Raw genomic sequence first — 26643 nt, forward strand, 5'->3', positions numbered from 1 at the left:
CCGGCCCACCCCGAAACACGGACACCACGCGCGAAAAGTTCCGCGTGACGCCACACCCGCATTCTTGTTGCCGTTACCGGTTCGTGTCACTCGACTGTGGACAACTGGCCGTGCTATGTCACGTCTTACGGCCTTTTGGGCACGAGAACTCGCTCTTTTTCCGCGCGGTGAGCGCCGGCCGGGGGCCGGGGCCCGCTAGGCGGGGTCGATCTCGCGCAGCAGACCCGTCTTCACGTCGAAGACGAAGCCGCGCACGTCGTCCGCGTGGAGCAGGAACGGCGAGGTGCGCACGCGCTGCATGGACTGCCGCACGTCCTGGTCGACGTCACGGAAGGCCTCCACGGCCCAGGCGGGGCGCTGGCCGACCTCCATCTCCAGGTCGTGGCGGAACTCCTCGGTGAGCGACTCCAGGCCGCAGCCGGTGTGGTGGATGAGCACGACGCTGCGCGTGCCGAGCGCCCGCTGGCTGATCGTGAGGGAGCGGATCACGTCGTCGGTGACGACACCGCCGGCGTTGCGGATCGTGTGGCAGTCGCCGAGTTCCAGCCCCAGCGCGGCGTGCAGGTCGAGCCGGGCGTCCATGCAGGCGACCACGGCGACCTGGAGAACGGGGCGGGCGTCCATGCCGGGGTCGCTGAAAGCGGCGGCGTACTGCTGGTTCGCGGCGACGAGCCGGTCGGTGACGGAGCCATCGGCGGCTATGGCGTCTTCGGGCTCGGTGGGCACGGATGCAGAAGTCGTCATACCCATGACGTTACTGGTCACCGTGGACGCAGTCCTGCTGTGGATGAGGACAAAGAACGCCATCGCGGCTTGTTGTGAGGTAATCCACACGGGCGGTGCCGGGGCGCCCGAACGGGTGATGGGGACGGGTTCACCGCTTCGGCTGGAGCACGGCCCGCGACGCGCATGCCGGTTGATTGACCGCGAGACACCGTGGACTAAAGTGACGCGAAGCGGGAGGCGAGGTTCTCCCTGCTGCATTTTCACCCGGAGGACCCGGTGACACCCGGGCTCTCCCCGCGTGCGCGGCGCGCACGTACGGCTCGGCCTCCTCCCGCTCCCGGTCGGCTGACGCCACTCACCGGGCGCCGGCAGACCTCCCCTTCCAGGAGCGGGCGGGGACCCGGCGGTGCGTACGGGCCGTGCCGGATCTGAGAGGGCCCCTTGAGCCAGAGTCGACATGTCCCGGTGATGCTCCAGCGGTGCCTGGACATGTTGGCGCCCGCGCTGGAGCGGCCGGGAGCCGTCGTCGTCGACTGCACGCTCGGTCTCGGCGGCCACAGCGAAGCCCTGCTGACCCGGTTCCCCGAGGCCCGGCTCGTCGCCCTCGACCGGGACAAGGAGGCACTGCGCCTCTCCGGGGAGCGGCTCGCGCCCTTCGGCGACCGGGCCACCCTCGTGCACGCGGTGTACGACGAACTCCCCGACGTGCTCGACCGCCTGGGCCTGCCCCGCGTCCAGGGCGTGCTGTTCGACCTCGGCGTGTCCTCCATGCAGCTCGACGAGGCGGACCGCGGGTTCGCGTACGCGCAGGACGCCCCGCTCGACATGCGCATGGACCAGACGACCGGCATCAGCGCCGCCGAGGTGCTCAACACCTACCCGCCGGGCGAACTGGTGCGGATCCTGCGGGCGTACGGCGAGGAGAAGCAGGCCAAGCGGATCGTGTCCGCGGTCGTGCGCGAACGCGACAAGGAGCCCTTCAGCAACAGCGCGCGGCTCGTCGAGCTCATCCGCGACGCGCTGCCGCAGGCCGCCAAGCGCACCGGCGGCAACCCCGCCAAGCGCACGTTCCAGGCCCTGCGCATCGAGGTCAACGGCGAACTGACCGTGCTGGAGCGGGCGATCCCCGCCGCCGTGCGGGCACTCGGCGTGGACGGCCGGATCGCGGTGCTCTCGTACCACTCCCTGGAGGACCGGCTGGTCAAGCAGGTGTTCGCGGCCGGCGCCGCCTCCACCGCGCCGCCCGGCCTGCCCGTCGTACCCGAGCGCTACCAGCCCCGGCTCAAGCTCCTCACCCGCGGTGCCGAACTTCCCACCGAGGAAGAGATCGCCGAGAACCGGCGCGCCGCTCCCGCACGACTGCGCGGGGCCCAGCGCATCCGGGAGGACGCCGAGTGAGGCGTACCAAGGGGGCCGCGTGAGCCGTACGAAGGGGAGGCGCGAGTGAGTCGGACACCCACACGCACCGGGAGGGGCCGTGCGTAGGAAACCCCAGCTCAAGGGGCGTGCCGCCCGGCTCGCGCGGTTGCTGCCCACCGGTACGGGCCAGGCCGCCCGCACCCCCTTCGTCCTGCTGGTCGTGCTGCTGCTCGGCGGTGGCCTGATCGGGCTCCTGGTGCTGAACTCCGCGCTCAGCGAAGGGTCGTTCCGGCTCGACGACCTCCAGAAGGAGACCAAGAGCCTCACGGACGAGGAGCAGGAGCTCCAGCGGGACGTGGACTCCTACTCGGCCCCCGACGCACTCCAGCGGCGCGCCCGCGAGCTGGGCATGGTCCCCGGCGGCGACCCGGCCTTCCTCGACCCCGACGGCACCGTCAAGGGCGTCCCCGGACCGGCCGCCGAGCGGTCCTCGCTCCGCGACCCCGTGGTGCTGCCGCCCGAGGCCATCGCCCCCGCCCCGGAACCGGTGCCGGCCCCCGCGCCGCCTCCGGCCGCGGCCCCCACCGCGCCGCCGCCCACCATCCCCGCCCCGTCCGCAGAGCCCTTCACATACCCCGGCAGGTGACGGAAGTGTCCGACAGGGAACCGCCGCGCCGCCGCGTGCCAGGACCGGCCCGGCCCGCACGTCCCGCAGACCGGCGGCGTCCGGGCCCCGGTGCCCGCCCCGTGCGCCGGCCGGGCGCCACAGGGCCCGGCGGCCCGCGCGTCATCCGGCTCGGCAGCCCGCGCCCCCGTCTGCGCATGGTCAGCCTGGCGCTGACCCTGGTGATGATCGCCTTCGTCGTGCGGCTGCTGCAGGTGCAGGCCGTGGACGCGAGCGCGTACGCCGCGAAGGCCGAGCAGAACCGGTACGTCGGACGCACGCTGGCCGCCGAGCGCGGCGGCATCACCGACCGCAACGGTGTGGAACTCGCGACCAGCGTGGACGCGTACGACATCACCGCCGACCCCACCATGTTCACGCCCGAGACCGCCAGGACGACGGACGCGCCGGAGCAGGCCGCGGCGCTCCTCGCCCCGATCCTGGGCCAGGACATGGACACCGTGGCCAAAAAGCTCCGGACCAGGAACACGCGCTACACGCTGCTGGCGCACCGCCGGACGCCGCAGGTCTGGAAGCAGATCAAGGATCTGAAGACCACGCTGGCGGCGAAGGCGGAGACCGACGAGAGCACGGTCAACGTCCTGGCCGGCGTCCTCGCGGTCCCCGCCAGCAAGCGCGTGTACCCGAACGGCGAACTCGCCGCCGGGATACTGGGCTGGGTCAACGCCGACGGCAAGGGCGGCGGCGGAGTGGAGCAGCAGCTGAACGAGGAGCTCTCCGGCAAGGACGGCAAGATCCGCTACGCGCAGTCCGGCGGGCGCCAGGTGCCGACCGCGGGGTCCACCGAGACGCCCGCCGTGGCCGGTTCCGACGTGGAGCTGACCATCGACCGGGACATCCAGTGGGCGGCGCAGAACGCCATCTCCGAGCAGGTGAAGAAGTCCGGGGCGGACCGCGGTTACGTGATGGTGCAGGACACCCGGACCGGGGAGATCCTGGCCATGGCCAACTCGCCCGGCTTCGACCCGAACGACCTCTCGCAGGCCAGCTCGGCGGCGCTCGGCAACGCGGCCCTCCAGGACGCGTACGAGCCCGGCTCCACCGCCAAGGTCATGTCGATGGCCGCCGTACTGGAGGAGAACGTCGCCACCCCGGCGACGCACGTGGTCGTGCCGAACCGGCTGCACCGCGGCGACCGGCTCTTCCAGGACGACATCGACCACCCGACCTGGAACCTCACTCTCAACGGCGTCCTCGCCAAGTCCAGCAACATCGGCACCATCCTGGCCACCGGCCAGCTCGGCAAGACGCAGAAGCAGGCCAACCGGGTCCTCTACTCCTACCTGCGCAAGTTCGGCATCGGACGCCCCACGGGACTCGACTTCCCCGGGGAGACGAAGGGCATCCTCGCGCCCGCCGACAAGTGGTCCACCTCGCAGCAGTACACGATCCCTTTCGGCCAGGGTGTGTCGATCAACGCGATGCAGGCGGCCTCCGTCTACTCGACGATCGCCAACGGCGGCGTCCGGGTCGAACCGACGCTCGTACGCGGTGCCAAGGGGCCCGACGGGCGCTTCACGCCCGCTCCGAAGCCCAAGAAGACAAGGGTCGTGAGCGAGAAGACGGCGACGTCGCTCGCCCGGATGCTGGAGTCCGTGGTGGACGACGAGGAGGGCACCGGCACCAAGGCGCGCATCCCGGGCTACCGGGTGGCGGGCAAGACCGGTACGGCCAACCGCGTGGATCCGGCCACCGGCAAGTACCACGGCTACACCTCGTCGTTCGCCGGGTTCGCACCCGCGGACAAGCCGCGGATCACCGTCTACTGCGCCATCCAGAACGCGACCAGGGGCAGCTACTTCGGCGGCCAGATCTGCGGGCCCATCTACAAGCAGGTCATGGAGTTCGCCCTGAAGACGCTCCAGGTCCCGCCCACCGGTGCCGGGCCCGCCAGGCTGCCCGTCGCCTTCACGCCCTGACCAACGGCTCCCCGCCCCGACCGGACGTCCCGCTCCACCCGGCACACCGACCAGGAACCAGCTCGTGACAACGATCACTCCCGACCACGGGAACCATGGCCCGCCGCGCCCCTCGCTTCGCTCCGGCGGGGGTGCGCCCGGTACGCTCACCGCCGTGCCACACGCTGATCAGTCCCAAACCCCTCAGAAGGGCGTTCCTGTGACATATCCGGGGCCGCCGCGACCGGTTCGGAACTCCGCCACACCCCTCGCGGAGCTCGCCGATCAGCTCGGCGTCACCGTCCCGGCTCCGGCCGCGGACATCACCGGCATCACCCACGACTCCCGTGCCGTGCGCCCGGGGGACCTGTACGCCGCACTGCCCGGCGCCCGGATGCACGGTGCCGACTTCGTGACGCAGGCGGCCGGTCTCGGTGCCGCCGCCGTGCTGACCGACCCGACGGGCGCCGAGCGCGCCGCCGCCACCGGTCTGCCGGTGCTCGTCGTCGACGAGCCGCGCCGCCGGATGGGCGAGCTGGCGGCCACGATCTACGGCCACCCCGGCCGCGACCTGCTGCAGATCGGCATCACCGGCACCTCGGGCAAGACCACCACGGCGTATCTCGTCGAGGGCGGCCTGAAGACCGTCCGCTCCACCGGGCTGATCGGCACGGTCGAGATGCGCATCGGCGACGAGCGCATCAAGTCGGAGCGCACGACCCCCGAGGCCACCGACCTCCAGGCCCTGTTCGCGGTCATGCGCGAGCGCGGTGTCGAGGCGGTCGCCATGGAGGTGTCCAGTCACGCGCTGGTCCTCGGCCGGGTCGACGGCTGCGTCTTCGACATCGCCGTCTTCAACAACCTCAGCCCGGAGCACATGGAGTTCCACTCCGGCATGGAGGACTACTTCCAGGCGAAGGCGCAGCTGTTCACGCCCGAGCGCAGCAGGCTCGGAGTGGTCAACTTCGACGACGAGTACGGGCGCCGCCTGATCAAGGAGGCCACCGTCCCCGTCGTCACCTTCTCCGCCGAGGGCCACCCCGACGCCGACTGGCGGGCCGAGGACGTCGAAATCGGCCCCCTCGACTCGACGTTCGTCGTGACCGGCCCCGAGGGGGAGCGGATCACGGCGAGGTCGCCGCTGGCCGGCCCCTTCAACGTGGCGAACACGCTCGCCGCGATCGTCTCCCTCGCCGTCGCCGGGATCGACCCGCAGCGCGCCGCCGACGGTGTCGCCGCGGTGCCGGGCGTGCCCGGCCGCCTGGAGCGCGTGGACGAGGGCCAGCCGTATCTCGCGGTCGTCGACTACGCCCACAAGACGGACGCCGTCGAGTCGGTCCTGCGCGCGCTGCGCAAGGTCACCGAAGGCAGCCTGCACATCGTGCTCGGCTGCGGCGGCGACCGCGACAAGACCAAGCGGATGCCGATGGGCGCCGCCGCGGCCCGGCTGGCCGACACCGCCGTGCTCACCTCCGACAACCCCCGCTCCGAGGACCCGCTGGCGATCCTCGCCACGATGCTCGCGGGCGCCGCCGAGGTGCCGGCGCACCAGCGCGGAGAGGTCGCGGTCTTCGAGGACCGGGCCGCCGCCATCGCCGCCGCCGTCGCCCGTGCCCGGCCCGGGGACACCGTGCTGGTCGCCGGCAAGGGCCACGAGCAGGGCCAGGACATCGCCGGAGTGGTCCGTCCCTTCGACGACCGCCAGGTGCTTCGCGAAGCTATCCAGAAGACCCAGGGATGAACTTGTGATCGCCCTCTCTCTCGCCGAGATCGCAGCAGTCGTCGGCGGGCAGACGTACGACATACCGGATCCGGCGGTACAGGTCACCGGACCCGTCGTCAGGGACTCCCGTGAAGTGGAGTCCGGCAGCCTCTTCGTCGCCTTCGTCGGCGAGCGCGTGGACGGCCACGACTACGCGCGGGCGGTCGTGGACGCCGGTGCGGTCGCCGTACTGGCCTCCCGGCCCGTCGGGGTGCCCGCGATCGTCGTGGAGGACGTCCAGGCGGCCCTCGGCGCCCTCGCACGCCACGTCGTGGAACGGCTCGGCGCGACCCTGGTGGCGCTCACCGGCTCCGCGGGCAAGACCAGCACCAAGGACCTCATCGCCCAGGTGCTCCGGAGCAAGGCGCCGACCATCTTCACGCCCGGCTCGTTCAACAACGAGATCGGGCTGCCGCTGACCGCCCTCAGCGCCACCGAGGAAACCCGTTTCCTGGTACTGGAGATGGGCGCCCGCGGGATCGGCCACATCCGCTACCTCACCGGCCTGACCCCGCCGAAGGTCGGTCTCGTCCTGAACGTCGGGACCGCCCACATCGGCGAGTTCGGCGGCCGGGAGCAGATCGCCCAGGCCAAGGGCGAGTTGGTGGAGAGCCTGCCCGAGGACGGCGCCGCGATCCTGAACGCCGACGATCCCCTCGTCCGCGCCATGGCGTCCCGGACGAAAGCCCGCGTGATCCTCTTCGGAGAGTCCGACGAAGCGGACGTACGTGCCGAGAACGTCCACCTCACGGAGGGCGGACAGCCCGCCTTCAGCCTTCGCACACCCTCCGGGTGCAGCGATGTGACCATGCGCCTGTACGGTGAGCACCACGTGTCGAACGCGCTCGCCGCGGCCGCCGTCGCCCATGAGCTGGGCATGTCCGCAGACGAGATCGCCCGTGCGCTCTCCGAGGCGGGCTCCCTCTCCCGCTGGCGGATGGAGGTCACCGAGCGCCCGGACGGCGTGACGGTCGTCAACGACGCCTACAACGCGAACCCCGAGTCCATGCGAGCCGCCCTGCGCGCGCTCGTGGCGATGGGCAAGGGGCGGCGGACCTGGGCGGTGCTCGGTCAGATGGCCGAGCTCGGGGACGAGGCGCTCGCCGAGCACGACGCGGTCGGACGGCTCGCCGTCCGGCTCAACGTCAGCAAGCTCGTCGCGGTCGGGGGCAGGGAAGCGTCCTGGCTCCAACTGGGCGCATATAACGAGGGTTCGTGGGGTGAGGAGTCGGTGCACGTGTCCGACGCACAGGCGGCTGTCGACCTGTTGCGCAGCGAGCTGCGCCCAGGGGACGTCGTACTCGTGAAGGCGTCCCGGTCGGTCGGGCTGGAACGGGTGGCGCTGGCGCTGCTCGAGCCCGGTGCCGAGGGTGAGGTTTCCGCCCGATGATGAAGCAGATCCTGTTCGCGGGAGTCATTGGCCTTTTCCTGACCCTGGTCGGCACTCCGCTGCTGATCAAGCTCCTGGCCCGCAAGGGCTACGGCCAGTACATCCGCGACGACGGCCCGCGCGAGCACCACAGCAAGCGCGGTACGCCGACCATGGGTGGTATCGCCTTCATCCTGGCGACGATCATCGCGTACTTCCTGTCCAAGGTGATCACGGGATACACACCGACCTTCTCCGGTCTGCTGGTGCTCGGGCTGATGGCGGGCATGGGCCTGGTCGGCTTCCTGGACGACTACATCAAGATCGTCAAGCGGCGGTCGCTCGGTCTGCGGGCCAAGGCCAAGATGGCCGGACAGCTGATCGTCGGCGTCTCCTTCGCGGTGCTCTCGCTCCAGTTCGCGGACAACCGCAACAACACCCCGGCCTCCACGAAGCTCTCCTTCGTGCAGGACTTCGGCTGGTCCATCGGACCGGTGCTGTTCGTGGTCTGGGCCCTGTTCATGATTCTCGCGATGTCGAACGGCGTGAACCTGACGGACGGTCTGGACGGCCTAGCCACCGGCGCCTCCGTCATGGTCTTCGGCGCCTACACCTTCATCGGCGTCTGGCAGTTCCAGGAGTCCTGCGCCAACGCGCAGACCCTCACCAACCCGGGCGCCTGCTACGAGGTGCGCGATCCACTCGACCTCGCCGTGGTGGCCGCCGCCCTGATGGGCGCCTGCTTCGGCTTCCTGTGGTGGAACACCTCGCCCGCCAAGATCTTCATGGGCGACACCGGCTCCCTCGCCCTCGGCGGCGCCCTCGCCGGCCTCGCCATCTGCTCCCGCACGGAGTTCCTGCTGGCGCTGCTCGGCGGCCTGTTCGTCCTCATCACCATGTCGGTGGTCATCCAGGTCGGCTCCTTCCGCCTCACCGGCAAGCGGGTCTTCCGCATGGCGCCACTCCAGCACCACTTCGAACTCAAGGGCTGGTCCGAGGTCCTGGTGGTGGTCCGCTTCTGGATCATCCAGGGCATGTGCGTGATCGTCGGCCTCGGCCTCTTCTACGCGGGATGGGCAGCCAAGAAGTGACCGACTGGCAGGGGAAGAACGTCACCGTCGCCGGGCTCGGCGTCTCCGGCATCCCGGCGGCCCGCGTCCTGCACGGCCTCGGAGCCGTCGTCACGGTCGTCAACGACGGCGACGACGAGCGGTCCCGGGCCCAGGCCGCGGAGCTGCGGGCGCTGGGCGTGACCGTGCGCCTCGGCGACGGGGACACCCTGCCCGACGGCACCGAACTCGTCGTCACCGCGCCCGGCTGGAAGCCCGGCAAGCCGCTGTTCGCGGCGGCCGCCGAGGCGGGCGTCCCGGTGTGGGGCGACGTCGAGCTGGCCTGGCGCCTGCGCGGCCCGGACGCGGCGCCCTGGCTCGCGGTCACCGGCACCAACGGCAAGACCACGACCGTGCAGATGCTCGCCGAGATCCTCCGGGCGGCCGGGCTGCGGACCGCCGCCGTCGGCAACATCGGGGTCTCGCTGCTGGACGCGGTCCTCGGCGACGAGCCGTACGACGTGCTCGCCGTCGAACTCTCCAGCTACCAGCTGCACTGGGCGCCCTCGCTGCGCGCCCACTCCGCCGCCGTCCTCAACCTGGCCCCCGACCACCTCGACTGGCACGGCTCCATGGAGGCGTACGCCGCCGACAAGGGCCGTATCTACGAAGGCAATCGCGTCGCCTGCGTGTACAACGTGGCCGACCCGGCCACCGAGGACCTGGTGCGCGAGGCGGACGTCGAGGAGGGCTGCCGCGCCGTCGGGTTCACGCTCGGCACCCCGGGGCCGTCCCAACTCGGCGTCGTGGAAGGCATCCTGGTCGACCGCGCCTTCGTCGAGGACCGGCAGAAGAACGCCCAGGAACTGGCACAGGTCTCCGACGTCGACCCGCCGGCCCCGCACAACATCGCCAACGCCCTTGCGGCGGCGGCCCTCGCGCGTGCCTACGGGGTGCCCGCGGCGGCCGTGCGCGACGGGCTGCGGGCCTTCCGGCCGGACGCCCACCGCATCGCGCACGTCGCCGACGTGGACGGTGTCGCCTACGTCGACGACTCCAAGGCCACCAACACCCATGCGACGGAAGCCTCGTTGGCCTCCTACGAGTCGATCGTGTGGATCGCGGGCGGACTCGCCAAGGGAGCCACCTTCGACGAGCTGGTCGCCAAGTCGGCGAAGCGGCTCCGGGGCGCCGTCCTCATCGGCGCCGACCGCGCCCTCATCCGGGAAGCGCTGGCGCGACACGCGCCGGAAGTACCGGTCGTCGACCTGGACCGGACGGACACTGGGGCGATGCTCGCGGCTGTCCAGGAGGCGAAACGGCTCGCCGAGCCCGGGGACACGGTACTGCTGGCCCCGGCCTGTGCCTCGATGGACATGTTCGCCAACTACAACAAGCGCGGTGACGCGTTCGCGGAGGCGGTTCGCGAACTCGGCGCCTGACCCGGCCGCCTGCCGGGCGACCTTGGGAGGGACGGACGCGTGACACCGTTGTGGTCCGGAGACGCCGATGCCCAGTAGCCGTACCGGCCGACCCCCCGTGCAGCGGGCCCCCCGGCGCCCCGCGGCCCCGCGCTCCCCGGGCGAGAACCCGCTGCGCGGCTTCGTCGTACGCGCCCGCCGCGCCTGGGACCGGCCGCTCACCGCGTACTACCTGATCTTCGGCAGCAGTCTGCTGATCACCGTGCTCGGTCTGGTGATGGTCTACTCGGCCTCCATGATCAAGGCGCTCCAGCTGTCCCTGCCGGGGTCGTACTTCTTCCGCAAGCAGTTCCTGGCGGCCGCGATCGGCACCGTGCTGCTGCTGGTCGCGTCGCGGATGCCCGTCAAGCTGCACCGGGCGCTGGCCTACCCGATACTGGCCGGTTCCGTCTTCCTGATGGTCCTGGTGCAGGTGCCGGGGATAGGGATGGCGGTCAACGGCAACCAGAACTGGATCTCCATCGGCGGGCCCTTCCAGTTGCAGCCCAGCGAGTTCGGCAAGCTCGCCCTCGTGCTGTGGGGCGCCGACCTGCTGGCCCGCAAGGAGGACCGGCGGCTGCTGACCCAGTGGAAGCACATGCTGGTGCCGCTCGTACCGGTGGCCTTCATGCTGCTCGGGCTGATCATGCTCGGCGGCGACATGGGGACGGCGATCATCCTCACCGCGATCCTGTTCGGCCTGCTGTGGCTCGCCGGTGCCCCCACACGGCTCTTCGCGGGCGTTCTGGCCGTCGCGGCGACCATCGGGGTCGTCCTCATCAAGACCAGCCCCAACCGCATGTCACGGCTCGCCTGCATCGGCGCGACGGATCCGGGCCCGAACGACCAGTGCTGGCAGGCCGTGCACGGCATCTACGCCCTCGCGTCCGGCGGGCTGTTCGGTTCGGGCCTCGGTGCGAGTGTGGAGAAATGGGGTCAACTGCCCGAAGCGCACACCGACTTCATCTTCGCCATCACCGGGGAGGAACTGGGCCTGTCAGGGACGCTGTCGGTACTCGCCCTCTTCGCGGCTCTAGGCTATGCGGGTATCCGCGTGGCCGGACGCACGGAGGACCCCTTCGTCAGGTATGCCGCGGGAGGCGTGACCACCTGGATCACGGCGCAGGCCGTGATCAACATCGGTGCGGTGCTCGGCCTGCTGCCGATCGCCGGAGTCCCGCTCCCGCTGTTCTCCTACGGGGGTTCCGCCCTGCTGCCGACCATGTTCGCCATCGGGCTGCTGATCGCCTTCGCACGCGACGAGCCCGCTGCGCGGGCTGCGCTTGCCATGCGGCAACCCCGCTTTGGTAGAAAGCGTGCTGCGGTCAGAGGCTCTTCAGAGCCTCGCAGATGGAACACGATGCGACGGCGCGCCTCGGCGCGTTCGTCCGGAGAGCGGTGAATTTCGGTGCATGTCGTACTCGCCGGCGGGGGGACCGCCGGCCACATCGAGCCCGCGCTCGCCCTCGCGGACGCCCTGCGCAGGCAGGACCCGACCGTGGGAATCACGGCCCTGGGCACGGAGCGCGGACTTGAGACCCGACTGGTGCCCGAGCGGGGCTACGATCTCGCGCTGATCCCCGCCGTGCCGCTGCCACGCAAGCCCACGCCCGAGCTGATCACCGTCCCCGGGCGGCTGCGCGGCACGATCAAGGCCGCCGAGCAGATCCTGGAACGCACCAAGGCGGACGCCGTCGTCGGGTTCGGCGGCTACGTCGCGCTCCCCGGCTACCTCGCCGCCAAGCGCCTCGGGGTGCCGATCGTCATCCACGAGGCCAACGCCCGCCCGGGCCTGGCCAACAAGATCGGCTCCCGTTATGCCGCCCAGGTCGCCGTCTCGACGCCGGACAGCAAGCTGCGCGGCGCCCGCTACATCGGCATCCCGCTGCGCCGTTCCATCGCCACGCTGGACCGCGCCGCCGTGCGCCCCGAGGCCCGGGCCGCCTTCGGCCTCGACCCCGCCCTGCCCACCCTGCTCGTCTCCGGTGGCTCGCAGGGCGCCCGGCGCCTCAACGAGGTCGTCCAGCAGGTCGCTCCGTACCTCCAGCAGGCCGGCATCCAGATCCTGCACGCGGTCGGGCCCAAGAACGAACTGCCGCAGGTCCACCAGATGCCGGGGATGCCCCCGTACATCCCGGTACCGTACGTGGACCGGATGGACCTCGCGTACGCGGCGGCCGACATGATGCTCTGCCGCGCGGGGGCGATGACCGTCGCCGAACTCTCCGCCGTCGGGCTCCCGGCCGCCTACGTCCCGCTGCCCATCGGCAACGGCGAACAGCGGCTCAACGCCCAGCCGGTGGTCAAGGCGGGCGGCGGACTGCTGGTCGACGACGCGGAACTGACGCCCGAGTGGATCCAGGCGAACGTGCTGCCCGTGCTGGCCGACCCGCACCGGCTGTTCGAGATGTCCCGTGCCGCCAGCGAGTTCGGCCGCCGGGACGCCGACGATCTGCTCGTCGGCATGGTGTACGAGGCGATTGCGTCGCGCCACCGCGCGTGACAGAAGGCAGGGGAGCGTGGCCGGACCGACGACCGCCGAACGCGGCGAACGGCAGAAGACCGAGTCCGGCCCGCCCCGGCCGCCCCGCATCGGGCGGCTGCCCCGCCCTCGTACGTTCATCATCCTTTTGCTCGCCCTGGTGTTGACCGGGGCCGCCTCCGTCTGGGTTCTCTACGGCTCCCACTGGCTCCGCGTCGAGAAGGTGTCCGTCTCCGGGATGCGGGTCCTGACCGAGCAACAGGTGCGCGAGGCGGCCGATGTGCCGGTCGGTTCGCCCCTCGTCTCGGTCGACACCGGCGCCATCGAGGCCCGACTGCGGCGGAAATTGCCCCGAATCGACTCGGTCGACGTCGTTCGCTCCTGGCCCCGGGGAATCGGCCTGAAAGTGACCGAGCGCACTGCGGTCCTGATTGTCAAAAGCCCCGAAAAAGGGGGCAAGTATGTCGAAGTGGACGCGAAGGGCGTGCGATTCGCCACGGTTTCACGCCCCCCGAAGGGGGTTCCCGCACTGGAATTGACCGTCTCCCACTCCGCCGGACTGCGCCGCTTCGGCACCGGCCGGCTGGTGCGCGAGGCCGTGCGGGTGGCCGGCGACATTCCGGCCGCGGTCGCCCGCGACACCCGGACCGTCAAGGTCCGTTCGTACGACTCCATCTCGCTGGAGTTGAGCGGCGGCCGCACCGTCACCTGGGGGAGTGGCGAGAAGGGCCGCGCGAAGGCGCGTACGCTCACCGCTCTCATGAAAGCAGCTCCCAAGGCCCGGGACTTCGACGTGAGCGTGCCCACCGCCCCTGCGTCAGCGGGGAGTTGACGCACATCCGCGCAGGCCAGCACCCTGGTTGGGCAGCGCTACGCCTGATCACATAGGGTGAAAAGAAAAACGGGAGGTTCGGCGTGTTCGTTGAACGTGCGCCACTTGTCGACTTAGTGTCCTGTTCGGAAGAGTCCAAGGAACAGACACACTGGTAACCCTAAACTTCAGCGTTAGGGTTCGGGTCGGCGTTCGGACCGTCCCATTCGGCATCAGTCGTCGGATCGCGAGACAGCGAGGCGGCGACACGTAACTCGAGGCGAGAGGCCTTCGACGTGGCAGCACCGCAGAACTACCTCGCAGTCATCAAAGTCATCGGTGTCGGCGGCGGTGGTGTCAATGCCATCAACCGGATGATCGAGGTCGGTCTCAAGGGCGTCGAGTTCATCGCCATCAACACCGACGCGCAAGCTCTGTTGATGAGCGACGCCGACGTCAAACTCGACGTGGGCCGTGAACTCACCCGCGGACTCGGCGCAGGAGCCAACCCGGCCGTCGGCCGCAAGGCGGCCGAGGACCACCGCGAGGAGATCGAGGAGGTCCTCAAGGGGGCCGACATGGTCTTCGTCACCGCCGGCGAAGGCGGCGGCACCGGCACCGGCGGCGCACCTGTCGTCGCCAACATCGCCCGCTCGCTCGGCGCCCTCACCATCGGCGTGGTCACGCGCCCCTTCACCTTCGAAGGACGGCGCCGCGCCAACCAGGCCGAGGACGGCATCGCGGAACTCCGCGAAGAGGTCGACACCCTCATCGTCATCCCCAACGACCGGCTGCTGTCCATCTCGGACCGCCAGGTCTCGGTCCTCGACGCGTTCAAGTCGGCGGACCAGGTCCTGCTGTCGGGTGTCCAGGGCATCACCGACCTCATCACCACCCCCGGTCTGATCAACCTCGACTTCGCCGACGTCAAGTCCGTGATGTCCGAGGCGGGTTCGGCCCTCATGGGCATCGGCTCGGCCCGCGGCGACGACCGCGCGGTGGCGGCGGCGGAGATGGCGATCTCCTCGCCGCTCCTCGAGGCCTCCATCGACGGCGCCCGCGGCGTCCTGCTCTCCATCTCCGGCGGCTCCGACCTCGGCCTGTTCGAGATCAACGAGGCCGCCCAGCTGGTGAGCGAGGCGGCACACCCCGAGGCGAACATCATCTTCGGCGCGGTCATCGACGACGCGCTCGGCGACGAGGTGCGGGTCACCGTCATCGCCGCCGGCTTCGACGGCGGTCAGCCGCCGTCCAAGCGGGACACCGTGCTCGGGTCCTCCTCGGCCAAGCGTGAGGAGCCCACCCCGGTACGGACCTCCGACAGCCGCCCGACCTTCGGCTCGCTCGGCAGCGTCACGCCGAAGGAGGCGCCGGTGGAGCCGGCTCCGGAGCCCGCGGGCGAACTGCCCGTCTCCCCGCCGGTCCCGCCGTCCCGCTCCTACTCGGACAGCGCGGCCGAAGAGCTGGACGTGCCGGACTTCCTGAAGTGATAGGACCGCGCTCCGAAACGAGCACACTGAGCGGCGCGCACTTCGCCTTCACCGACCGGTGGGGCGGAGTGAGCGCCGTTCCGTACGAGGAGCTCAACCTCGGCGGCGCGGTCGGCGACGACCCCGACGCCGTACGGACCAACCGCGAACTGGCCGCCAAGTCCCTCGGGCTCGACCCCGCCCGGGTCGTCTGGATGAACCAGGTGCACAAAGCGGACGTGGCGGTGGTGGACGAGCCGTGGGGGGACCGGCCCGTCCCCGAGGTCGACGCGCTCGTCACTGCACGCCGCGGCCTCGCCCTCGCCGTGCTCACCGCGGACTGCACTCCGGTGCTGCTCGCCGACCCCGTCGCCGGGGTCGCCGGCGCCGCGCACGCCGGACGGCCCGGCATGGTCGCCGGGGTCGTCCCGGCCGTCGTCGCGGCGATGGTGGAGCGGGGCGCCGACCCCGCCCGGATCGTGGCCCGCACCGGGCCCGCGGTGTGCGGGCGGTGCTACGAAGTGCCGGACGCCATGCGTGCCGACGTCGCCGCGATCGAGCCCGCCGCGTACGCCGAGACGAGCTGGGGCACCCCGGCGGTCGACGTGACCGCGGGTGTGCACGCGCAGCTTGAGCGGCTCGGGGTGCGGGACCGGGAGATGTCGCCGGTGTGCACGATCGAGTCGCACGACCACTTCTCGTACCGACGGGACCGCACGACCGGGCGGCTCGCGAGCTATGTCTGGTTGGACTGATGGGACATGACGGACCGTAAGGATCAACTCGCCGGAAATCTGGCGGAAGTGGAAGAGCGCATCACCGCGGCGTGCACGGCCGCGGGGCGCAAGCGCGAAGAGGTGACCCTGATCGTGGTCACCAAGACCTACCCCGCGAGCGACGTGCGGATCCTGTCGGAACTCGGTGTCCGGCACGTCGCCGAGAACCGGGACCAGGACGCGGCGCCCAAGGCCGCGGAGTGCGCGGATCTGCCCCTCTTGTGGCACTTCGTCGGTCAGTTGCAGACCAACAAGGTCCGTTCCGTTGTCGGTTATGCCGATGTCGTGCAGTCCGTCGATCGTCCCAAGCTCGTCACAGCTCTGTCGAAGGAGGCGGTCCGGGCGGGGCGGGAGCTGGGCTGCCTCCTCCAGGTCGCGCTCGACGCCGAGGAGAGCGGCCGGGGCGAGCGCGGTGGCGTGGGAGCCGGTGGCATCGAGGAGTTGGGGGACCTCGTCGCGAACGCTCCCGGGCTCCGGCTGGACGGGCTGATGACCGTCGCCCCGCTCACCGGGCCGTACGCGGGGCGCCAACGGGCGGCATTCGACCGGCTGATGGATTTGTCGACTGCCCTGCGCAGCGCTCATCCGGCTGCGAACATGGTCTCGGCAGGGATGAGTGCGGATCTCGAACAGGCCGTCGCAGCCGGAGCGACACATGTACGCGTCGGCACTGCGGTACTCGGCGTCCGCCCCGGGCTCGGGTAACGTCGCCAAGAAGTCGGACCACAGCAGAAAATATGGTCATTACCGCCGATCGGCGGGCAAAACGACCTCGTGGATCGCGGGCACTTGGCAAGTCGTCAGCCGATCCACCACAGAGCGGAGGACTCAGAGCATGGCCGGCGCGATGCGCAAGATGGCGGTCTACCTCGGCCTCGTGGAGGACGATGGGTACGACGGCAGGGGATTCGACCCCGACGACGACTTCGAGCCCGAGCTCGACCCGGAGCCCGAGCGGGACCGCAGGCGGCACGAGCCGTCTCACCAGTCGCACCAGGCACATCAGCCCCAAAGGGACGAACCGGTGCGAGTGGTGCAGCCGCCGGTTCAGCGCGACCCAGTACCCCATTCCGCTTCGCTTCCCGCGGAATCCGGGCGTCCGGCGCGAATCGCCCCCGTGGCGTCCATCACACAAGAACGTCAGAGCATGGAGAAGAACGCACCGGTGATCATGCCCAAGGTCGTGTCCGAGCGGGAGCCCTACCGGATCACCACGCTGCACCCGCGGACCTACAACGAGGCCCGTACCATCGGGGAACACTTCCGCGAGGGCACCCCGGTGATCATGAATCTGACTGAGATGGATGACACAGACGCGAAGCGACTTGTCGACTTTGCGGCCGGTTTGGTGTTTGGTCTTCACGGCAGCATCGAGCGGGTGACGCAGAAGGTGTTCCTGTTGTCGCCTGCTAACGTCGATGTCACGGCGGAGGACAAGGCCCGCATCGCAGAGGGCGGGTTCTTCAACCAGAGCTGAGACGCAGGACCGGACATGGCACGGAACAGGGGAGAGGGACGCACGGATCATGGGCGTGGTTTTGGAGATTCTCTACGTCGCGCTGATGTGTTTCCTCATCGTGCTGATCTTCCGGCTGGTCATGGACTACGTCTTCCAGTTCGCCCGCTCATGGCAACCCGGCAAGGCGATGGTGGTCGTTCTGGAGGCCACCTACACTGTCACCGATCCACCGCTCAAGCTGCTGAGGCGGTTCATCCCGCCACTGCGTCTCGGGGGCGTGGCACTTGACCTGTCCTTCTTCGTACTGATGATCATCGTCTACATCTTGATCACTCTCGTGGGCAATCTCGCGAGGTGACTGTGGACGATACGGTCTTGCCGACTGCCGATGACTACGTTGAGGTGAAGAGATGCCGTTGACCCCCGAGGACGTGCGGAACAAGCAGTTCACGACCGTCCGCCTCCGAGAAGGCTATGACGAGGACGAGGTCGATGCCTTCCTCGACGAGGTCGAAGCCGAACTGACGCGGTTGCTCCGCGAGAACGAGGACCTGCGCGCCAAACTGGCGGCGGCCACGCGCGCGGCTGCGCAGAACCAGCAGCAGGGCATGCGCAAGCCGCCCGAGCAGCAGGATCAGCAGCACCAGCAGCACCAGCAGCAGGGGCCGCCGCAGGGCATGCGCGGTCCGGGTGCTCCCGTGCCCGCCGGCATATCGGGCCCGCCGCAGCAGCAGATGGGTGGCCCCATGGGTGGCCCGCCCCAGCTGCCGAGCGGTGCGCCGCAGCTGCCCGCAGGCCCCAGCGGCCAGGGCGGTCCGCAGGGTCCCGGCCCGATGGGCCAGGGTCCGATGGGCCAGGGTCCCGGTCAGATGCAGGGACAGATGCAGCAGCACATGGGCGGCCCGATGGGCGGTCCCATGGGCGGTCACGGTCCGCAGATGCCGCAGCCCGGTCAGGGCCCCGGCGGCGACAGCGCCGCCCGTGTCCTCTCGCTGGCCCAGCAGACCGCCGACCAGGCGATCGCCGAGGCCCGTTCCGAGGCCAACAAGATCGTCGGTGAGGCCCGCAGCCGCGCCGAGGGTCTGGAGCGCGACGCCCGTGCCAAGGCCGACGCGCTGGAGCGGGACGCGCAGGAGAAGCACCGCGTCGCGATGGGCTCCCTGGAGTCCGCCCGCGCCACGCTGGAGCGGAAGGTCGAGGACCTGCGCGGCTTCGAGCGCGAGTACCGTACGCGCCTGAAGTCCTACCTGGAGTCGCAGCTGCGTCAGCTGGAGACCCAGGCCGACGACTCGCTGGCTCCGCCGCGCAGTCCGGCCGCCGCTTCGCTGCCGTCGTCCTCCGCGCCCTCCATGGCGCCGGCCGGTGCGAGCGCCCCGGGCTACGGCGGCAACCAGGGCATGGGCGGCAACCCGTCCCAGGCCGGTCCGTCCTACGGCGGTCAGCAGCAGATGTCGCCGGCGATGACGCAGCCGATGGCGCCGGTGCGGCCCCAGGGGCCGTCGCCGATGCAGCAGGCTCCCTCGCCGATGCGTGGCTTCCTGATCGACGAGGACGACAACTGACGGCCTCGAGTACGCCTTAGGCGTCGGCAGCGTCAAGGGCGGGGCCCCCGGGAATCCGGGGGCCCCGCCCTTTTGGCGTGCCTGTGGGGGCGTGGGGTGTTCGTGCCGTGGGGACGGCGAAGGCCCGGGGCCACCGTGGATTCGGTGGACCCGGGCCTTTCGCGTGTCCGGGGCGGGGGTGGGCGTCAGGGGTTCTCGCCCCCTCCGCCCCCTCCGCCCCTTCCCGTCCCGTTCCCGGGGGCTGCGCCCCCGGACCCCCTTCGCGCTTGCGCGCTCGTCCTCGAACGCCGGACGGGCTGGAGTGGCCGCGGGCTCGTCCTCAGGCGCCGGACGGGCCTCTAGTCGGCCTTGCGGAGGTGGAAGGTGAGGGTCAGGGGGTCGTCCTTGAAGGCGGGGCCGTAGGTGGCGTCCGGCTCGTCCTGGGCAAAGTCCGTGGCGAGGACCTCGTCGGCGATGAGGCCGGCGTGCTCGGACAGGGCCGCGGCGACGGCGGGATCCGTCGCCGTCCAGCGCAGGGCGATGCGGTCGGCCACGTCGAGGCCGCTGTTCTTGCGGGCCTCCTGGATCAGGCGGATCGCGTCACGGGCGAGGCCGGCCCGGCGCAGCTCCTCGGTGATCTCCAGGTCGAGGGCGACCGTGGCGCCGGAGTCGGAGGCGACGGACCAGCCCTCGCGCGGGGTCTCCGTGATGATCACCTCGTCCGGGGCCAGGGTGACCGTCTCGCCCTCGACCTCGACCGAGGCGGTGCCCTCGCGCAGAGCGAGGGACAGGGCGGCCGCGTCGGCGTTGGCGACGGCCTTGGCGACCGCCTGGACGCCCTTGCCGAAGCGCTTGCCCAGGGCGCGGAAGTTCGCCTTGGCCGTGGTGTCGACCAGGGAACCGCCCACCTCGGAGAGCGAGGCGAGCGAGCTGACGTTGAGCTCTTCCGTGATCTGCGCGTGCAGCTCCGGGTCGAGGGACTCGAAACCGGTCGCGGCGACCAGCGCGCGGGACAGCGGCTGGCGGGTCTTGACGCCCGACTCCGCGCGCGTGGCGCGGCCCAACTCCACCAGGCGGCGGACCAGCACCATCTGCTTCGACAGCTCCGGGTCGATGACGGACAGGTCCGCCTCCGGCCACGACGACAGGTGCACCGACTCCGGGGCGTCCGGGGTGACCGGGACGACCAGGTCCTGCCAGACCCGCTCGGTGATGAACGGCGTCAGCGGGGCCATCAGCCGCGTGACGGTCTCGACGACCTCGTGCAGCGTGCGCAGGGCCGCCTTGTCGCCCTGCCAGAAGCGACGGCGCGAGCGGCGCACGTACCAGTTGGACAGGTCGTCGACGAACGCCGACAGGAGCTTTCCGGCGCGCTGGGTGTCGTACGACTCCAGGGACTGCGTCACCTGGTCGGTGAGCGCGTGCAGCTCGGAGAGCAGCCAGCGGTCGAGGACCGGCCGGTCGGCCGGGGCCGGGTCGGCCGCGCTCGGGGCCCAGCCCGAGGTGCGGGCGTACAGGGCCTGGAAGGCGACCGTGTTCCAGTACGTCAGGAGCGTCTTGCGGACGACCTCCTGGATCGTGCCGTGGCCCACCCGGCGGGCGGCCCACGGGGAGCCGCCGGCCGCCATGAACCAGCGCACCGCGTCCGCGCCGTGCTGGTCCATGAGCGGGATCGGCTGCAGGATGTTGCCCAGGTGCTTGGACATCTTGCGGCCGTCCTCGGCGAGGATGTGACCGAGGCAGACCACGTTCTCGTACGAGGACTTGTCGAAGACCAGCGTGCCGACCGCCATCAGCGTGTAGAACCAGCCGCGCGTCTGGTCGATGGCCTCGCTGATGAACTGCGCCGGGTAGCGGCTCTCGAACAGTTCCTTGTTCTTGTACGGGTAGCCCCACTGCGCGAACGGCATCGAGCCCGAGTCGTACCAGGCGTCGATGACCTCGGGGACGCGGGTCGCGGTCCGGCCGCAGCCGTCCTGGGGGCAGGGGAAGGTCACCGCGTCGATGTACGGGCGGTGCGGGTCGAGGTCCGACTGGTCGGTGCCCGTCAGCTCGGACAGCTCCGCGCGGGAGCCGACGCAGGTGAGGTGGCCCTCCTCGCACGTCCACAGCGGCAGCGGGGTGCCCCAGTAGCGGCTGCGGGACAGCGCCCAGTCGATGTTGTTGTTCAGCCAGTCGCCGAAGCGGCCGTGCTTGACCGACTCGGGGAACCAGTTGGTCTTCTCGTTCTCCTGGAGGAGGCGGTCCTTGATCGCCGTGGTGCGGATGTACCAGGACGGCTGCGCGTAGTACAGCAGCGCGGTGTGGCAGCGCCAGCAGTGCGGATAGCTGTGCTCGTACGGGATGTGCCGGAAGAGCAGGCCGCGCTCGTCGAGGTCCTCGGTGAGCTTCTCGTCCGCCTTCTTGAAGAAGACGCCGCCCACGAGGGGGACGTCCTCCTCGAAGGTGCCGTCGGGGCGCACCGGGTTCACCACCGGGAGACCGTAGGCACGGCAGACCTTGAGGTCGTCCTCACCGAAGGCGGGGGACTGGTGGACCAGACCCGTGCCGTCCTCGGTGGTCACGTACTCGGCGTTGACCACGTAGTGGGCCTCGGCCGGGAACTCGACGAGTTCGAAGGGACGTTGGTAGGTCCAGCGCTCCATCTCGGCGCCGGTGAAGGTCTCGCCGGTGGTCTCCCAGCCCTCGCCGAGCGCCTTCTCGACGAGCGGCTGCGCGACGACGACCTGCTCCTCGCCGTTCGTCGCGACGACGTACGTCACGTCGGGGTGCGCGGCGACCGCGGTGTTGGAGACCAGCGTCCACGGGGTGGTCGTCCACACCAGGAGCGCGGCGCGGCCGGCGAGCGGACCGGAGGTGAGGGGGAAACGGACGTACACGGACGGGTCGACGACCGTCTCGTAGCCCTGCGCCAGCTCGTGGTCGGAGAGGCCCGTGCCGCAGCGCGGGCACCAGGGGGCGACGCGATGGTCCTGGACCAGCAGACCCTTGTTGAAGATCTCCTTGAGCGACCACCAGACGGACTCCACGTACTCGGGGTCCATCGTGCGGTACGCGTCGTCGAGGTCGACCCAGTAGCCCATGCGGGTCGTCAGCTCGGTGAAGGCGTCGGTGTGGCGGGTCACGGACTCGCGGCAGCGGGCGTTGAACTCGGCGATGCCGTACGCCTCGATGTCCTTCTTGCCGTTGAAGCCGAGCTCCTTCTCCACCGCGAGCTCGACCGGCAGGCCGTGGCAGTCCCAGCCGGCCTTGCGGCCCACGTGGTAGCCCCGCATGGTGCGGAAGCGCGGGAACACGTCCTTGAAGACGCGCGCCTCGATGTGGTGGGCGCCCGGCATGCCGTTGGCGGTGGGCGGGCCCTCGTAGAACACCCACTCCGGGCGGCCCTCGGACTGCTCGAGGCTCTTGGCGAAGATCTTCTGCTCGCGCCAGAAATCGAGCACGGCGTGCTCGAGGGCGGGCAGGTCGACCTGGGCGGGCACCTGGCGGTACGTCGGCGCTGTCATCAGCGAGCTTCCTCCAACGGACTTTCTGCCTTCCGTCGGAGGGACGAGAGCTCTGTTGCCGTAGCTACGGACGCCGTGTGCGGCGCGCTCCCGCGGTACCACCCTCCTTGGCCCTCCGGCGCGCGGTGTGCACCGGTGAGCCCCCTCATTGGGGTCGCGATGCCGGGTCTACTTGCCCCGTGCGGGGCGTTCTTCCGGCGGCTCCGGGGTGATCTTCACGTCGCGCTGGCCCCCGGGCTTCCACCGTCCCCGGGTCGCTCCTGGCCGCCTTCGGCGCTACTCGTCCCCATCCACGCTTTTCGCTCCGCCCAGTGTACGGCGCCGCGGCGCCGGCGGCCGACCGGTTTTGCGGCGCCCGGGGCCGGGCCCCGTCGGTCCCGCTCCGGCCCGCGCGCTGACCCGAATGGCGCGGCCTCCGTGTCCGGATCCCGGGACGCCGGCATCGGCGGATTACCCGGCGGGGAGCTGGGCACAACGCTTGCAGGCCGGCCGTGCGGCACCCGTGCGGCGGGCGAATCGCTGGCGAGCCCCGTTGCCGCGGGCCTGAAGTCGATTTATCGTCCCAGCACGATTCGCGAGCAAGATCACAATATGTGAAGGGGCCGCGGCCATGGTGGCGAAAAAGACCGCCGTACAGCAGTCGGCGTCCGGCAGATCCACGGGTACGGCGTCCGCGGCCAAGGACGTGGAGGGCAGGAAGCACGCGCAGGGAGCGCCGGCGGCGAGCGGCGCCAAGAGCACCGCGGCGAAGACGTCCGCCGGGAAGGCTTCCTCGGCGAAGGCCAACGGGGCACGGTCGTCCGCCGCGAAGACCGCGGGAACTGCGAAGACCTCCACTGCGGGGGCTTCCACCGCGAAGACGTCCGCCGCGAAGACGTCCGCCGCGAAGACGTCGGCCGCGAAGACGTCGGCCGGGAAGGCGACGGCCGTGAAGACGTCGGCGAAGAAGGCTCCCGCGAAGAAGGCTCCCGCGAAGAAGAGCGGCGGAGGGAGGACCGCGGCGCACCGGGCCCTGCCGGACACCCCGGACACCCCGGACGCCGCGGGGAAGGCGGCGGAGAGGGCCGCTGGGGAGAGCGGCACCACCAGGAGGACGGGCGCGAGGAGCGCGGCCGGCAAGAGCACGAGCAGGGTCGACAAGGCGGCCGCTTCCGCGGCCGAGGACGCGGCCGACGCCGCGAAGAAGACGGGAGCCACGACGGTGGTTGCGAAGAAGACCCCTGGCACGGCCACGGCGACGAAGAATGCCGGCGCGGTCCCCAAGGCCCGGCCCGCCGCCGCGGAGCCCGGTGAGCTCGCGGTGCGCCCCGGTGAGGACCCCTGGACTCCGGAGGAGGTCGAGGAGGCGCGCGCGGAGCTGTCGTCCGAGGCGACGAGGCTGGGCGCCGAGATCACCGCCTCCGAGGAGGCGCTGGCCGGACTGATGCGGGACTCCGGCGACGGGGCGGGTGACGACGAGGCCGACACCGGCACCAAGAACATCACGCGGGAGCACGAGATGTCCCTCGCGGCCAACGCGCGCGAGATGCTCGACCAGACCGAGCGCGCCCTGCTCCGGCTGGAGGCGGGCACGTACGGCCTGTGCGAGAACTGCGGCAACGCCATCGGCAAGGCGCGGATGCAGGCCTTCCCGCGCGCCACGCTGTGCGTCGAGTGCAAGCAGAAGCAGGAACGGCGCTACTGACCGGGCGGCCCTCGGGTCCGGCACCGCTCCCGGAGCGGGTCGGGGCCCGCGAGGGGCCGCTCCGGCCCGTCCGCGCACGGGTCCGCGTGGTCCCGCTCCGGCCGGTCCGCCCAGGGGCCGCTGGGGCCGCTCGGGCCGGTCCGTGCACGGGTCCGCGTGGGCCCGCTCCTGACCGGGTGCGGGTCGGCGCCGGACCGGCTCCGGCCGGTTCCGTAGCGCGCCGGCCGGTTCGGGATCGGTCTCCGGCCGGTTCCGGATCGATTGCGGTCGGTCGCGGCCCGTCGCGGATCGGCTTCCGCCCGGTCCGGGAGCCCTCCTGAGCACGTGGCCAGGAAGGCTCGTGCCGTACTCTCGTCCTCAGTCAGGCACCTAGGTTGAGGGACTCACGTGGCAGAGGCGGAGCGCATCATCGGTACGCCGGAAACCCCAGACGCGTCGGGGGCCGAGCCGGAGCAGTCCGACGGGCACACGGCGTCGGGCGAGCGGTCCGGTTCCGACGGGGCCGCGGACGGTCCCGCGCGACCCCGGGGCGGGCGGCGGATCGCCGTCCTGTTCACGGTCGCCGCCCTGGCGTACGCCCTGGACCTCGGCAGCAAGATGCTGGTGGTCGCCAAGCTGGAGCACCACGCGCCGATCGAGATCCTCGGGGACTGGCTCAAGTTCGAGGCGATCCGCAACGCGGGCGCCGCCTTCGGCTTCGGCGAGGCCTTCACTATCATCTTCACGGTGATCGCGGCGGCCGTGATCGTGGTGATCGCCCGTCTCGCGCGCAAGCTCTACAGCCTGCCCTGGGCGATCGCGCTCGGCCTGCTGCTGGGCGGCGCGCTGGGCAACCTCACCGACCGGATCTTCCGCTCGCCCGGCGTCTTCGAGGGCGCCGTCGTCGACTTCATCGCGCCCAAGCACTTCGCGGTCTTCAACCTGGCCGACTCGGCGATCGTCTGCGGCGGCATCCTGATCGTGCTGCTGTCCTTCCGCGGGCTGGACCCGGACGGGACCGTCCACCGGGACTGAACGGAGCGGTCCGCGGGCGTCGGAGAGGGTGCCGACGGGCACTGGCGTTCGGGTTCTGGTCAGGTGGTGTCGGACCCGTCCGGCATACTCGACGGGTGAGCACGATTCCCGAGATCCGTACCCTGCCCGTGCCGGACGGCCTGGAGGGCGAGCGTGTCGACGCCGCCATCTCCCGCATGTTCGGCTTCTCCCGTACGAAGGCGGCCGAGCTGGCCGCGGCAGGCAAGGTGCTCGTCGACGGCACGGCGGTCGGCAAGTCCGAACGGGTGCACGGCGGCGCCTGGCTCGAGGTGGAGATGCCCCAGGCGCCCGCCCCCGTGCAGATCGTCGCCGAGCCCGTCGAGGGCATGGAGATCGTCCACGACGACGACGACGTGCTCGTGATCGTCAAGCCCGTCGGCGTGGCCGCCCACCCGAGCCCCGGCTGGTCGGGGCCGACCGTGATCGGCGGCCTCGCCGCCGCCGGATACCGGATCTCGACCTCCGGCGCCGCCGAGCGCCAGGGCATCGTGCACCGCCTCGACGTGGGCACGTCGGGCCTGATGGTCGTCGCCAAGTCGGAGTACGCGTACACGTCGCTCAAGCGCCAGTTCAAGGAGCGCACGGTCGACAAGCGCTACCACACGCTGGTCCAGGGCCACCCGGACCCGACCAGCGGCACCATCGACGCCCCGATCGGTCGGCACCCGAACCACGACTACAAGTGGGCGGTCACCGCCGAGGGCAAGCCCTCGGTCACGCACTACGACCTGGTCGAGGCGTTCCGTGCGGCGTCCCTGCTCGACGTCAAGCTGGAGACCGGCCGCACCCACCAGATCCGCGTGCACATGGCCGCCCACCGCCACCCCTGCGTCGGCGACCTGACGTACGGCGCCGACCCGACGCTCGCCAAGCGGCTGGGCCTGACCCGCCAGTGGCTGCACGCCGTGCGCCTCGGCTTCGAGCACCCCGGCGACGGGCAGTGGGTGGAGTTCGGGAGCGAGTACCCGCAGGACCTCCAGCAGGCGCTGGACAAGGTGCGGGAGGAGAGCTACGCGTGAGCGCCCCTTATGTGCTGCGTGTCGCGGAGGGCGCGGGCGACCGTGAGGCGTGCTTCGCGGTCCGCAAGGAGGTCTTCGTCGTCGAGCAGCAGGTCCCCCAGGACATCGAGTACGACGCGTACGACGCCGACGCCCTGCACGTCCTGGCGGTGCGCGAGGACGGCGTCCCGCTCGGCACCGGACGGCTCCTGTACGGCGAGGCGGCCGCCGCCAAGACGGGGGGCGACCCGGCGGTCGGCTCCCTGGGCCGGCTCGCGGTCACCCGGGAGGCCCGAGGCCTCGGCGTGGGCGCGGCGCTGGTCCGCGCCATCGAGGACGCGGCCCGCGCGCGGGGCCTGGCCGCGGTGGACCTGCACGCGCAGACCCACGCGCTGGGCTTCTACGAGCGGCTGGGCTACGTCGCGTACGGGCCGGAGTTCCCCGACGCCGGGATCCCGCACCGGTCGATGCGCCGCTCCCTGTAGCGCGGCGCCGGTCCCGCCCTCCCCGTGACCCGCGCGGCGGGCGCCGGGTGCGGTGTGACCCTCCACGCAGCCCGCCGTCACGGCGGAAG

Annotated in this window: 22 protein-coding genes; 20 read left to right on the forward strand and 2 right to left on the reverse strand. The window is 71.1% G+C overall.

Annotated elements, in window-relative coordinates:
* Positions 1–195 precede the first annotated feature (195 nt).
* A complete protein-coding gene (locus ACZ4NT_RS17860; protein ID WP_121403516.1) occupies positions 196–744 on the reverse strand; it encodes a beta-class carbonic anhydrase in 549 nt (182 codons plus the stop codon).
* Between the two features lie 423 nt (positions 745–1167).
* Here ACZ4NT_RS17860 and rsmH point away from each other — a divergent pair, with 423 nt between their 5' ends.
* The 16 genes from rsmH (at position 1168) to ACZ4NT_RS17940 (ending at position 18867) form a co-directional block, all read left to right on the forward strand.
* Complete coding sequence (gene rsmH / locus ACZ4NT_RS17865; RefSeq protein ID WP_121403517.1) at positions 1168–2124, forward strand: 16S rRNA (cytosine(1402)-N(4))-methyltransferase RsmH; 957 nt, start codon at positions 1168–1170, stop codon at positions 2122–2124.
* Between the two features lie 79 nt (positions 2125–2203).
* Positions 2204–2731 carry a cell division protein FtsL gene (ftsL, locus tag ACZ4NT_RS17870; protein WP_121403518.1) on the forward strand — a complete coding sequence of 176 codons (528 nt, stop codon included), beginning with the start codon at positions 2204–2206 and terminating at the stop codon, positions 2729–2731.
* 5 nt (positions 2732–2736) lie between these two features.
* On the forward strand, positions 2737–4689 hold the full coding sequence (locus ACZ4NT_RS17875) for a peptidoglycan D,D-transpeptidase FtsI family protein (protein WP_467726212.1): 1953 nt from the start codon (positions 2737–2739) through the stop codon (positions 4687–4689).
* Between the two features lie 199 nt (positions 4690–4888).
* Complete coding sequence (locus ACZ4NT_RS17880; RefSeq protein WP_121403520.1) at positions 4889–6409, forward strand: UDP-N-acetylmuramoyl-L-alanyl-D-glutamate--2,6-diaminopimelate ligase; 1521 nt, start codon at positions 4889–4891, stop codon at positions 6407–6409.
* 4 nt (positions 6410–6413) lie between these two features.
* Entirely contained in the window at positions 6414–7820 is a 1407-nt protein-coding gene (locus ACZ4NT_RS17885) for a UDP-N-acetylmuramoyl-tripeptide--D-alanyl-D-alanine ligase (protein ID WP_467726215.1), read from the forward strand.
* Entirely contained in the window at positions 7817–8890 is a 1074-nt protein-coding gene (gene mraY, locus ACZ4NT_RS17890; RefSeq protein ID WP_121403522.1) for a phospho-N-acetylmuramoyl-pentapeptide-transferase, read from the forward strand. Before ACZ4NT_RS17885 ends, mraY begins: the two co-directional genes overlap by 4 nt.
* Positions 8872–10290, forward strand: a complete 1419-nt coding sequence (gene murD / locus ACZ4NT_RS17895; RefSeq protein WP_467726218.1) for a UDP-N-acetylmuramoyl-L-alanine--D-glutamate ligase — start codon at positions 8872–8874, stop codon at positions 10288–10290. The genes mraY and murD overlap by 19 nt, the downstream gene beginning before the upstream one ends.
* A 67-nt stretch (positions 10291–10357) precedes the next feature.
* A complete protein-coding gene (gene ftsW, locus ACZ4NT_RS17900; RefSeq protein ID WP_121403524.1) occupies positions 10358–11710 on the forward strand; it encodes a putative lipid II flippase FtsW in 1353 nt (450 codons plus the stop codon).
* A 6-nt stretch (positions 11711–11716) separates the two neighbouring features.
* On the forward strand, positions 11717–12811 hold the full coding sequence (murG, locus tag ACZ4NT_RS17905; RefSeq protein ID WP_121403525.1) for an undecaprenyldiphospho-muramoylpentapeptide beta-N-acetylglucosaminyltransferase: 1095 nt from the start codon (positions 11717–11719) through the stop codon (positions 12809–12811).
* A gap of 16 nt (positions 12812–12827) precedes the next feature.
* On the forward strand, positions 12828–13622 hold the full coding sequence (locus ACZ4NT_RS17910) for a cell division protein FtsQ/DivIB (protein WP_467726221.1): 795 nt from the start codon (positions 12828–12830) through the stop codon (positions 13620–13622).
* Between the two features lie 275 nt (positions 13623–13897).
* A complete protein-coding gene (gene ftsZ, locus ACZ4NT_RS17915; protein WP_121403527.1) occupies positions 13898–15091 on the forward strand; it encodes a cell division protein FtsZ in 1194 nt (397 codons plus the stop codon).
* 26 nt (positions 15092–15117) lie between these two features.
* Entirely contained in the window at positions 15118–15825 is a 708-nt protein-coding gene (gene pgeF, locus ACZ4NT_RS17920) for a peptidoglycan editing factor PgeF (RefSeq protein WP_467726361.1), read from the forward strand.
* Positions 15826–15831: 6 nt separating this feature from the next.
* Entirely contained in the window at positions 15832–16551 is a 720-nt protein-coding gene (locus ACZ4NT_RS17925) for a YggS family pyridoxal phosphate-dependent enzyme (RefSeq protein ID WP_121403528.1), read from the forward strand.
* A 130-nt stretch (positions 16552–16681) separates the two neighbouring features.
* Positions 16682–17323 (forward strand): cell division protein SepF, encoded by a 642-nt coding sequence (locus tag ACZ4NT_RS17930; RefSeq protein ID WP_467726224.1) that lies wholly within the window; start codon positions 16682–16684, stop codon positions 17321–17323.
* A 49-nt stretch (positions 17324–17372) separates the two neighbouring features.
* On the forward strand, positions 17373–17663 hold the full coding sequence (locus tag ACZ4NT_RS17935) for a YggT family protein (RefSeq protein ID WP_121403530.1): 291 nt from the start codon (positions 17373–17375) through the stop codon (positions 17661–17663).
* 52 nt (positions 17664–17715) lie between these two features.
* The gene (locus tag ACZ4NT_RS17940) at positions 17716–18867 is read left to right on the forward strand and encodes a DivIVA domain-containing protein (protein WP_121403531.1); all 1152 of its coding nucleotides are present in this window, start codon (positions 17716–17718) and stop codon (positions 18865–18867) included.
* A gap of 338 nt (positions 18868–19205) precedes the next feature.
* On the opposite strand, the gene ileS is transcribed toward ACZ4NT_RS17940, so the two are convergent.
* Positions 19206–22352, reverse strand: coding sequence for an isoleucine--tRNA ligase (gene ileS / locus ACZ4NT_RS17945; RefSeq protein ID WP_467726226.1), 3147 nt, complete (start codon positions 22350–22352; stop codon positions 19206–19208).
* A gap of 610 nt (positions 22353–22962) precedes the next feature.
* Here ileS and ACZ4NT_RS17950 point away from each other — a divergent pair.
* From ACZ4NT_RS17950 to ACZ4NT_RS17965, 4 genes are all read left to right on the forward strand, one after another.
* Entirely contained in the window at positions 22963–24036 is a 1074-nt protein-coding gene (locus ACZ4NT_RS17950; RefSeq protein ID WP_121403533.1) for a TraR/DksA C4-type zinc finger protein, read from the forward strand.
* Positions 24037–24423: 387 nt separating this feature from the next.
* The gene (gene lspA, locus ACZ4NT_RS17955; protein WP_121403534.1) at positions 24424–25050 is read left to right on the forward strand and encodes a signal peptidase II; all 627 of its coding nucleotides are present in this window, start codon (positions 24424–24426) and stop codon (positions 25048–25050) included.
* 95 nt (positions 25051–25145) lie between these two features.
* Positions 25146–26090 carry an RluA family pseudouridine synthase gene (locus ACZ4NT_RS17960; RefSeq protein WP_121403535.1) on the forward strand — a complete coding sequence of 315 codons (945 nt, stop codon included), beginning with the start codon at positions 25146–25148 and terminating at the stop codon, positions 26088–26090.
* Entirely contained in the window at positions 26087–26554 is a 468-nt protein-coding gene (locus ACZ4NT_RS17965) for a GNAT family N-acetyltransferase (RefSeq protein WP_467726229.1), read from the forward strand. Before ACZ4NT_RS17960 ends, ACZ4NT_RS17965 begins: the two co-directional genes overlap by 4 nt.
* Positions 26555–26643 lie beyond the last annotated feature (89 nt).

This window comes from Streptomyces sp. NPDC026417 (assembly GCF_055567695.1).

Coding starts and splice junctions, on each gene's coding strand:
- ACZ4NT_RS17860 (WP_121403516.1), bottom strand. CDS start 744: ATGACGACTTCTGCATCCGTGCCCACCGAGCCCGAAGACGCCATAGCC.
- mraY (WP_121403522.1), top strand. CDS start 7,817: ATGATGAAGCAGATCCTGTTCGCGGGAGTCATTGGCCTTTTCCTGACC.
- murD (WP_467726218.1), top strand. CDS start 8,872: ATGGGCAGCCAAGAAGTGACCGACTGGCAGGGGAAGAACGTCACCGTC.
- ftsW (WP_121403524.1), top strand. CDS start 10,358: ATGCCCAGTAGCCGTACCGGCCGACCCCCCGTGCAGCGGGCCCCCCGG.
- ACZ4NT_RS17925 (WP_121403528.1), top strand. CDS start 15,832: ATGACGGACCGTAAGGATCAACTCGCCGGAAATCTGGCGGAAGTGGAA.
- ACZ4NT_RS17930 (WP_467726224.1), top strand. CDS start 16,682: ATGGCCGGCGCGATGCGCAAGATGGCGGTCTACCTCGGCCTCGTGGAG.
- ACZ4NT_RS17935 (WP_121403530.1), top strand. CDS start 17,373: ATGGGCGTGGTTTTGGAGATTCTCTACGTCGCGCTGATGTGTTTCCTC.
- ACZ4NT_RS17940 (WP_121403531.1), top strand. CDS start 17,716: ATGCCGTTGACCCCCGAGGACGTGCGGAACAAGCAGTTCACGACCGTC.
- ileS (WP_467726226.1), bottom strand. CDS start 22,352: ATGACAGCGCCGACGTACCGCCAGGTGCCCGCCCAGGTCGACCTGCCC.
- ACZ4NT_RS17950 (WP_121403533.1), top strand. CDS start 22,963: ATGGTGGCGAAAAAGACCGCCGTACAGCAGTCGGCGTCCGGCAGATCC.